This is a genomic window from Xanthomonas sp. SHU 308, from assembly GCF_000364645.1.
Lineage (GTDB): Bacteria > Pseudomonadota > Gammaproteobacteria > Xanthomonadales > Xanthomonadaceae > Xanthomonas_A > Xanthomonas_A sontii.
In genome coordinates, this window is the sequence record NZ_AQOK01000445.1 from 1 (window position 1) to 1603 (window position 1603).

Consider the following 1603-nt stretch of genomic DNA (forward strand, 5'->3'; position numbering starts at 1 on the left):
GTGCAGATCGGCACGCACGACCTGCAACGCCACGGCCACGCCGAGGAACAGCAGCGCCAGCAGCAGCGCCGCGGCGCCGGCCAGGCGCGTCCAGCGCGGCGGCGCGGGAAAGGGAGATGCGGACAAGGGCATCGACAGGCTCCGGAACCGATACAGACCGTCGCCACATGCGCCGGCCACGGCCCCTGCCGCGGTCCCGACGCCGTGGCGACGTGCGATTCCACTATCATGCGCGTCGCCGGCACGGCCGGTATAGCCTGGAGCGTGGGATGCACGGCAAGAGGAGCGGTACGGCTGACAGGGGTGCGATGTGTGCGCTGCGCGGTGCGGCCCGGGAGGGCGCCAAGCGCACCGGTACCGGACTCGCCTTCGCGCCGCCGACCGCGACCGCTGTCGGGACCTGACGCGTGGCATCCCACCAGGGTGATGCGCGGCAGGCCGGTGCAACCCGGCTTGCCCCGACACCCCACCCACCGCGACGCAGCCACTTGGTCGCAGCCCTCTCAATGTTCGTCACACGCTTTCATCCAACCGGTATCGCGATGGCCCGTCTTCGTTTCACCCGCACTTCCGCTCCGGCCGCGTCGCGCACCGCGCAACGTGCGCCGTCGCGCCTCGCCGCCGTCCGTCCGCAATGACCGACGCCGCGCCCTCCACTCCCGCACCCACGCCCGGCTGGCGCCGTGCGCTGCCGGTGCTGGCCAGCCTGGCGATCCTGGCCCTGGCGCTGCACGCGCTGGCCACGGAGTTCAGCACCCACGGCTACAGTGCGATCCGTCACGCCTTCAACCAGCTGAGCCTCAGCCAGATCGTGCTGACCCTGCTGCTGGGCCTGAGCAGCTATGCCTGCCTGATCGGCTTCGATGCCGTCGGCCTGCGCCGCAGCGGGCGCAAGCTGCACCCGATGCGGATCAGCATCACCGCGTTCCTGGCGCATGCGGTCGGGCAGACCCTGGGCTTCGCCGCATTGACCGGCGGCGCGGTGCGCCTGCGCGGCTACGGCCGGGTCGGGCTGAGCCTGGCCGAGATCGGCCAGGTGGTGCTGATGAGCACGCTCGGCTTCGTGTTCGGCGCGTGGCTGCTGCTGGCGCTGGCCCTGACCCTGGAACCGGCCGCGGCGGCGCTGGCGCTGCCGGTCGGCGCGACTGCGGTGCGCGCGATCGGCATCGCGTTGCTGGTCGGCTTCGCCACGATGCTGCTGCTGGCCGGCCGCGACGGCCGCACCCTGCGCTGGCGCAGCCACGAACTGTGGCTGCCGGACCGGCGCACCACCCTGGGCGTGACCGCGCTGAGCGTGGTCGAACTGGGCCTGGCCAGTGCCGCGTTCTACGTGCTGCTGCCCAACGAATCGGGCATCGAGTACATCGGCTTCGTCGGCCTGTACCTGGTCGCGGTGGTGGCGGGCCTGGTCTCGACCGTGCCGGCCGGCCTGGGCGTGTTCGAGTGGAGCCTGCTCAAGCTGCTGCCCGGCGTGGCCCCGGCGGCGGTGCTGGCGGCGGCGCTGATCTACCGCATCACCTACTACGTGGTGCCGCTGCTGCTGTCGGTGCTGATGGCGTCGCTGTCCGGCCTGCGCCGGCCGCTGGCCGCCAGTGCCGGCGGC

Annotated in this window: 1 pseudogene; it reads left to right on the forward strand. The window is 72.6% G+C overall.

Annotation, left to right across the window (positions count from 1 at the left end):
* Positions 1–634: 634 nt before the first annotated feature.
* Positions 635–1603, forward strand: a pseudogene (locus D588_RS0114370) (lysylphosphatidylglycerol synthase domain-containing protein); the annotation flags it as partial.